Source organism: Streptomyces sp. WM4235, from assembly GCF_001279725.1.
Lineage (GTDB): Bacteria > Actinomycetota > Actinomycetes > Streptomycetales > Streptomycetaceae > Streptomyces.
This window is the reverse complement of sequence record NZ_LGDE01000064.1, coordinates 1-7,815: the sequence shown is the minus strand read 5'-3', so window position 1 is coordinate 7,815 and position 7,815 is coordinate 1. Positions and strand designations below refer to the sequence as shown.

Sequence of the window (7,815 nt, the reverse complement as noted above, 5' to 3'; positions counted from 1 at the left end):
CCGCCGCCGGCCTCGTCAGCCTCCTGGCGGCCTCCCCCGCCCCGTCCGGACGCTGACCTTCCGCCACCTGCGGGCACCATCCGTCGCCCGACCGCCTCCTCGCCCCGCCGCCGCCGAACCCTGGAGCACGATCCCCATGAGTGACCGCCCTTCCCAGCGCCTCCCCCTCACCGGGGCCCAGACCGGGGTCTGGTACGGACAGCGGCTCGATCCCGAGTCCCCGGTCTACAACGTGGGCCAGTACGTCGAGATCGAAGGCGACCTGGACCCGGGCCTGTTCGTGACCGCCCTGCGGCGCACCGTCGCCGAGAGCGAGGCGCTCACGGCCCGGTTCGGCGAGGACGAGGCCGGCGATCCGTACCAGCTGACCTGGCCCGGACCGGCCGCCGGGCCGATCGTCGCGATGCTCGACCACACGGGCCAGGACGACCCGCTCGGCACGGCGCTCGCCCTGATGCGCCGGGACATGGCCACGCCGGTGGATCCCGTGACGGACCCCCTGTACGCGTTCACGCTCCACCGGATCGGTCCGGGCCGCACGCTCTGGTACCAGCGCGCCCACCACATCGCGCTCGACGCCTTCGGCTTCTCGCTGATCTCGCGGCGCACCGCCGAGGTGTACACCGCGCTCGTCCGCGGCGAGGAGCCGCCCGCGAACCCGTTCGGAGCCCTGAAGGTCGTCACCGACGAGGAGCGGGAGTACCGCGAGTCGCCCCGCTTCGAGGCCGACCGCGCGTACTGGCTGGAACGGCTGGCCGACTGCCCCGAACCCGAGCCGCTGAGCGGCACCGTACTGCCCGCCGCGCACGCCTTCCTGCGCGACGGCGCCACCCTGTCCGCCGAGGAGACCGCCGGTCTCCTGGACATCGCACGTTCCGCCCGCGCCAGTTGGGCCGACGTGGTGACCGCCGCGTTCGCGGCGTTCCTGCACCGGGCGACCGGCACCCACGACGTGCTGCTGTCGATGCCCGCCATGGCGCGCCTGGGCTCGGCCGCGCTCAAGGTCCCGGCCATGGTCGTCAACGTGCTGCCGCTGCGGATCGCCGTGCGGCCCGGCGTCGCGCTGGGCGACCTGGTCGCCGAGGTCGCCGCCGGGATCCGCGACCTGCGCCGCCACCAGCGCTACCGCGCGGAGGACATCCGCCGCGAGTTGGGTCTGTCCGGCCGTGCCCGGGGGCTGCTGGGTCCCATGGTCAACGTGAAGGCGTTCGACAACTCCCTGGACTTCGCGGGCGCCCCCGCCACCGTGCACAACGTCGCCGCCGGTCCCGTCGACGACCTGACCCTCGGCGTGTACCACGACGCCGCCGAGGGCCGGATCCGCTTCGAGTTCGACGGCAACCCCCAGGCGTACGACGCGGCCTCGCTGGCCGAGCGCTGCCGGGAGTTCGCCCGCTTCCTGCGCGCGGCCGCGGCGGCCGGCCCGCTCGTTCCCGTCGGTCGTCCCGACCTGCTCTCCCCGCAGGCACTGGAGAGCGCCCTGCGCGCCGGCAACGACACCGCGCGGGCGTTGCCTCCCGGTACCGCGATCGAGGCCTTCGCCGAGCAGGCCCGCCGGCATCCGCTGCTGCCCGCCGTGATCTGCGGTCCGGTCACCCTCGACTACGCCACGCTCGACGAGCGTGCGCGCCGGCTCGCCCGGGTGCTGGCCGACCGTGGCGTCGGACCCGAGAGCTTCGTGGGGCTCGCCCTGCCCCGCACCGCCGACCTGATCGTCGCCCTGCTCGCCGTCTGGCGGGCCGGCGGCGCCTACCTGCCGCTGGACCTGGACTACCCCGCCGACCGGCTCACGTTCATGGTCGAGGACGCCCGCCCCGTGTGCGTGCTGACCACCCTGGACAGTGCCGCCCTCGCCCCGCAGGTCGCGGGGGTGGAGACCCTGGTCCTGGACGCCCCGGACACGCTCGCCGCGCTCGCCGGCGTCAGACCCGAGGACCCGGCGGCCGACCTGCGCGCCCCGGACCCGGAGCACCCGGCGTACGTCATCCACACCTCGGGCTCCACCGGCCGCCCCAAGGGCGTGGTGATCTCGCACGGCGCCCTGGCCAACTTCCTGCACATGCAGGCCGAGGTCCTCGAACTGACCCCGAACGACCGGCTGGTGGCCGTCACCACCATCTCCTTCGACATCGCCGCGTTGGAGATCCACACCCCGCTGATCTGCGGGGCGACGGTGGTCCTCGCCGACCGGGACACCGTGCGCGACCCGGCGGCCCTGGCCGCCCTCGTCGACGAGCACCGCCCGGCCGTCATGCAGGCCACCCCCTCCCTGTGGCACGCGCTGCTGGAGGACGGTCGGCCGACCACCCTGGACGGCACCCGGGTCCTCGTCGGCGGAGAGGCCCTGCCGGCCGTGCTGGCCGAGCGGCTGGCCCGTACCGCGCTGTCCGTCACCAACGTCTACGGGCCGACCGAGGCCACCGTCTGGGCGACCTCCGCGGACCTGGCGCCCGACCACACCGGTGTCCCGGACATCGGCGTGCCGTTCTGGAACACGCGGGCGTACGTCCTGGACGGCGCCCTGCGCCCGGTCGCCCCGGGCCGTCAGGGCGAGCTGTACCTGAGCGGCTCCCAGCTCGCCCGGGGCTACCTCGGGCGGCCCGCGTTGACGTCCGAGCGGTTCACCGCCGACCCGTTCGGCGGGCCGGGCGAGCGCATGTACCGCACGGGCGACCTGGCCCGGCGGACCGCGGACGGGCGGATCGAGTTCGTCGGCCGGGCCGACGACCAGATCAAGCTGCGCGGCTTCCGGATCGAACTCGGCGAGATCGAGGCGGCGCTGACGGCGGCCGAGGGCGCGGGGCGCGCCGTGGTCCTGGTCCGCGAGGACCTGCCCGGCTTCCCGGCACTGGTCGGGTACGTCACCCCGGCCGGCGACGGCCCGGCCCCCGAGGCGGGCGCGTTGCGCCGGGCGGCGGCCCGGCGGCTGCCCGAGTACATGGTCCCGTCGGCGGTGGTGGTGCTGGACGCGTTCCCGCTGACCTCGAACGGGAAGGTCGACCGGCGTTCGCTCCCGGCCCCCGACCTGTCCGGTCTGACCGGTTCCGGTCGTGCGCCGCGCGGTGCCCGTGAGGAGATCCTCGCGGGAATCTTCGCGGAGGTGCTGGCCCTGCCGGCCGTGGGTCCGGACGACGACTTCTTCTCCCTGGGCGGGCATTCGCTGTTGGCCGCCCGGGTGATCGCCCGGGTGCGGACCGCGCTGGACCGCGAGTGCGGGATCCGCGACGTCTTCGAGGCCCGTACGGTCGCGGCTTTGGCGGCGCGGCTCGCCGACCGCACCGCCGCGGCCCGTCCGACGCCGACCGCCGGGGACCGCCCCGATCCGCTGCCGCTGTCGTACGCGCAGCAGCGTCTGTGGTTCCTGCACCAGGTGGAGGGCCCCAGCGCCACGTACAACATCCCGTTCGCGGTGCGCTTCGACAGCGCGTTGGACGCCGAGGCCCTGCGCGCCGCGCTGGGTGACGTCGTCACCCGGCACGAGGCGCTGCGGACGGTGTACGGCGAGCGCGAGGGCGTTCCGTACCAGCGGGTGCTGAGCCCGGCCGAGGCGGACGTCCGGCTGCACCTGCGCGACGTGCCGGAGGGCGGCTTCGACGCCGCCGTGGACCTCGCGCTCACCCACCTCTTCGACCTGTCGGCGCAGGCGCCCCTGCGGGTGACGCTGGTGCGCGACGCCCGGTCCGGCGCGGACGCGCTGGTGGTGTTGCTGCACCACATCGCGAGCGACGAGTGGTCCATGGGGCCGTTCCTGCGCGACCTGGAGCAGGCCTACGCCGCCCGGTGCGCCGGTGAAGCGCCCCGGTTCCCCCCACTGGAGCTCCAGTACGGCGACTTCGCCCTGTGGCAGCGCCGGCTGCTGGGCGCGGTGGACGAGCCGGGTTCGGTGGCGGGCGAGCAGGCCGGGTACTGGCGGCGGGTCCTCGACGCCCTGCCCGAGGAGGCGGGACTGCCAGCCGATCGACCGCGACCGGCCGTCGCCGATCACGCGGGGGCGCTGGTGTACCGCCCCCTGCCCTCCGAACTCGCCTCGGGCATAAGGACATTGGCCCGGGAGAGCGGCACCAGCGTCTTCATGGTCGTGCACGCGGCGGTGGCGGCGCTCCTGCACCGGCTCGGCGCCGGCGAGGACATCGTGTTGGGCAGCCCCGTCGCCGGTCGGGCCGACAGCGCCCTGGACGAACTGGTCGGCTTCTTCGTCAACACGCTGGTGCTGCGCACCGACCTGTCCGGCGACCCGGCCTTCGGCGAGGTGCTGGAGCGGGTACGGACCGCGGACCTGACGGCGCTGGACCACTCCGACCTGCCCTTCGACCAGGTCGTGGAGGCCGTCAACCCCGAACGCTCGCTGGCGCGGCATCCGTTGTTCCAGACGATGGTGTCCCACAGCACCGTGACCCAGGACGTACGGGTCCTGTTCGGGTTGCCGGCGCGGGTGGACCGGGTGGACCCCGGGGCCACCAAGTTCGACCTCGACATCACCTTCTCGGACGCGGCGCACAGCGAGGACCTGGAGCTGGAGGTCTTCTACTCCACCGCGCTGTTCGACCGAGCGACGGTGGAGACGTTCACGGACCGGCTGCTGCGGGTGCTGGCCGAGGCGGTCGCCGATCCGACCCGCCCCGTGTCGGCGTGGGAGCTGCGCGCGGAGACCGAGCGGGCCCGCATGGACCGCTGGAACGCGACCGACCGCCCGGTGCCGCCGCAGGGCGTGACGCGGGTGTTCGCGGAGCGGGCCGCCCTGGATCCGGACGCGCTCGCGCTGGTCGCGGGTGCGGAGCGGCTGACGTTCGCCGAGCTCCGCGACCGTGCGGACCGGCTGGCCTCGGTGCTGGTCGAGGAGGGCGTCGGGCCCGACGCGGTGGTGGCCCTCGCCGTGCCGCGCTCGGCCGACGCCGTGGTGGCGGTCCTGGCCGTACTGAAGGCCGGCGGCGCGTACCTGCCGCTCGACCTCGACCTGCCGGCCGAGCGGTTGGCGTTCATGGTGGAGGACGCCGCCCCGGTGTGCGTGGTGACCACCCTCGCGGTCGCCGACCGCGTCGCGGGCGTTCCCGCCGTGGTCCTGGACGCGCCCTCGACGGTGGAACGTTTCGCCTCTGCGGTGGCGGGCCCGGACGCGGACGTGGACCCCGAGCACGCGGCGTACGTCATCTACACCTCGGGTTCCACGGGTCGCCCGAAGGGCGTCGTGCTCCGGCACGCCGGCCTGACCCGGCTGTTCCGCGACCACGAGCGGGACCTGTACCTGCCGGTCGCGGCCCGTCTCGGACGCCGGGTGCGCGCCCTGCACACGGCCTCCTTCTCCTTCGACTCCTCGTGGGAGCAGCTGCTGTGGCTGGTCGCCGGCCACGAGCTGCACGTTCTCGACGAGTACGGTCGGCGGGACGCGGACGCGGTCGTGGCGTACGTGCGTCAGGAGCGCGTCGACGCCCTCGACGTGACGCCGTCGTACGGCCGCCGGCTCGTGGACGCCGGGCTGCTGACCGGATCGTGGCGCCCGCCGCTGTTCCTGCTGGGCGGCGAGGCCGTGCCGGCGGGGCTCTGGTCGGAGCTGCGCGAGGTCGCCGACGTGGAGGTCGTCAACTACTACGGGCCCACCGAGTTCACGGTGGACGCGCTGGTCGCCCGGGTCGGCGACTGCGCCACCCCGGTGGTGGGGCGGCCGTTGGACAACGCCCGGGCCCACGTGCTCGACGCCCGGCTGCGGCCGGTGCCCGTCGGCGTGCCCGGTGAGCTGTACCTGGCGGGCGAGCAGAACGCCCGCGGGTACCTGGGGCGTCCGGCACTGACGTCGGAGCGTTTCGTCTGCGACCCGTTCGGCGGGCCGGGCAGCCGGATGTACCGGACCGGCGACCTGGCCCGGTGGCGGGCCGACGGCCTGATCGAGTTCCTGGGCCGGGCCGACGACCAGGTGAAGATCCGCGGGTTCCGCGTCGAGCTCGGCGAGGTGGAGAGCGCGCTCGCCGTGCTCGACGGCGTGAGCGCGGCGGCCGTCGTGGTCCGCGAGGACATCCCCGGCATCCCCCGGCTCGTCGGCTACGTCACGGGCCCGGCCGATCCGGCGGCGCTGCGCGAGGAACTGGCGCGCGTGCTGCCGGACCACATGGTCCCGGCCGTCGTGATGACCCTGGCGGAACTGCCGACCACGATCAGCGGAAAGCTCGACCGGGCCGCCCTGCCGGCGCCCGTGTCGACGGACGAGCCGACCGGCCGGGCACCGCGGGGCGCCGCCGAGGTGCGGGTCGCCGAGGTGTTCGCGGAGGCGCTGGGGCTGTCCGCCGTCGGCGCCGACGCCGACTTCTTCCGGCTCGGCGGGCACTCCCTGCTGGCCACCCGGGTGGTCGCCCGGATCCGGGCGACGGGCACCGAGTGCTCGATCCGGGACGTGTTCGAGGCCCGTACGGTCACCGCGCTCGCCGCGCGGCTGGACGGCCGGGGAGGGGCCGCGCGCCCCGCGCTGGTCGCGGGCGCGCGCCCGGACCGGTTGCCTTTGTCGTACGCCCAGGCCCGGTTGTGGTTCCTGCACCGGATGGACGGCCCGAACGCCACCTACAACATTCCGCTCGTGCTGCGCCTGCGCGGGGCTCTCGACCCGGCGGCGCTGCGGGCGGCGGTCGCCGACGTGGTGGGCCGCCACGAGGCCCTGCGCACCCTGTTCGCCGAGGACGCCGAGGGCCCGTACCAGCGGATCCTGGCCCCCGCCGAGGCCGTGGTGCCGTTCTCGACGGCCCGGGTGCCGGCCGGTGAACTGGCCGCGCGGACCGAGGAGGCGGCGGCCCACGCCTTCGATCCGGGGTCTGAACTCCCGCTGCGGGTCACGCTGTTGGAGGCGGGCCCGGAGGACTGGACGCTCCTCCTGCTGGTGCACCACATAGCGGGCGACGAGTGGTCGGCCGGTCCCCTGCTGGCCGACCTGGATCGCGCGTACACGGCCCGCCTCGACGGCCGGGCACCGGAGTTCGCTCCGCTGCCGGTGCAGTACGCGGACTACGCGCTGTGGCAGCGGGAGTTGCTCGGCGACCCGGCGGCGGAGGGCTCGCCGGCGCACCGCCAGGCGGACTTCTGGCGCACCGCGCTGGCGGGGCTGCCGCAGGAGTTGTCCCTTCCGGTGGACCGGCCGCGGCCGGCCGTGCCCTCACACCGGGGCGCCACCCTCGAAACGGTCCTGCCCACCGAGCTGGTGACGGGCCTGGACGGGCTGGCCGGATCGGCCGGCACGACGGTGTTCACCGTCGTCACGGCCGCGGTGGCGGCGCTGCTGCACCGGCTCGGCGCGGGAGAGGACATCCCGCTGGGCAGCCCGGTCGCCGGGCGCGGCGAGGAGGCCCTCGATCCGCTGGTCGGCTTCTTCGTCAACACCGTGGTGATGCGCGCCGACCTGTCGGGGGAGCCCGACTTCGCGGAGGTGCTGCGGCGCACCGCGGCGGCCGGCACGGCCGCGCTCGACCACGCCGACCTGCCCTTCGACGCGGTCGTGGAGGCCGTCAACCCGCAGCGGTCGCTGGCCCGGCACCCCCTCTTCCAGACGATGGTGGCCTACGAGGGCGGCGCCGAGGTGGCGCGTCCGCTCGCCGGGCTGGCCGCCGAGGAGGTTCCGGTGGCCGCCGGGGCCGCCAAGTTCGACCTGGAGATCCTCTTCCGGCGGACGCCCGACCGTGACGCGCTGGGCGCGGGCATGACCTGCGGGGTGCGCTATGCCGTCGATCTCTTCGACGAGGGGACGGTCCGGACCCTGGCCGATCGGCTCGTGCGGCTCCTGACGGCCGTGGTCGCGGACCCGACGGCGCCCGTCTCGGCGATCGAGCTGATGGACCCGGC

At 75.1% G+C, this 7,815-nt stretch carries 1 protein-coding gene; it reads left to right on the top strand.

Going from position 1 to position 7,815, the window contains the following annotated elements:
• Positions 1-136: 136 nt before the first annotated feature.
• On the top strand, positions 137-7,815 hold a 7,679-nt coding region (locus ADK55_RS07690), incomplete at its 3' end, for an amino acid adenylation domain-containing protein (protein ID WP_053676722.1).